Here is a 770-nt window from a genome sequence, read left to right as displayed (position 1 = left end):
GCGATGGGCCGGGTACTGCTGTCGCGCCTGCCCGAGCCTGAATTCAACTCGCGCTATGGCGCCGCCGGCACCCGCAAGCTGCCGGATGCACCCGCAGGCTGTCCCGCCACGGTCGCCGAGCTGCGCGAGCGTGTGGCGACGGCCCGCGCCGAGCGCAGCGCCATCGCCGTGAATGAAGGCATGCCCGGCATCGGCGCCGTGGCCGCCACGCTGGCAGATCCGCTCTCAGGCGACGTGCGTGGGCTGTGCCTGTCTTTCACCGCGATGCAGGTCAGCCAGGCCCAGGCCCAGGCGCTGCGCGCGACGCTGGTGCAGGCCGTGGCACCCGTGGGACAGCGCATCGGCGACCCACTGTGGCTCGACGCCACCCCACTTATCTAGACTTCGCCGCAACGACTTATGGAACTCCTGTTACTCAGCAACTCCAGCAGCGACGCCGGCTACCTGGTCCACGCCCAGGCGGCAATCCGGGACCTGGCCGCCGGCCGCAAGACTGCCTGCTTCATCCCGTTCGCCGGGGTCACGCGCGACTGGGACACCTACGAGACGTTGGTCCGCGACGCCTTCGCGCCGGTCGGCATCGCGGTGCAATCGCTGCACCGGCAGGCCGAGCCGGCGGCAGCCGTGCGCGCCATCGAGGCGGCTGAACTGATCGTCGTTGGCGGCGGCAACACGTTCCGCTTGCTGCAATGCCTGCGCGAGCGCGGCCTGCTGGCGGCGATCTCGGCGCGGGTGCGATCCGGTGCGGCGCGCTATATCGGCTGGAGCGC

The 770-nt window shown here is 71.0% G+C and carries 2 protein-coding genes; both read left to right on the top strand.

The genetic code is table 11. From position 1 onward, the window contains the following. Positions 1-381: IclR family transcriptional regulator (locus AC3WRR_RS36050; protein ID WP_492299566.1), on the top strand; the 381-nt coding region annotated here is incomplete at its 5' end. 18 nt (positions 382-399) lie between these two features. After that, a partial coding sequence (locus AC3WRR_RS36045; protein ID WP_492299565.1) for a Type 1 glutamine amidotransferase-like domain-containing protein occupies positions 400-770 on the top strand: 371 nt, incomplete at its 3' end.

This window comes from Cupriavidus sp. FW305-3-2-15-C-LB2 (assembly GCF_058787575.1).
Note: the sequence above shows the minus strand (reverse complement) of the source record. Positions and strands in the feature narration are given on the sequence as shown.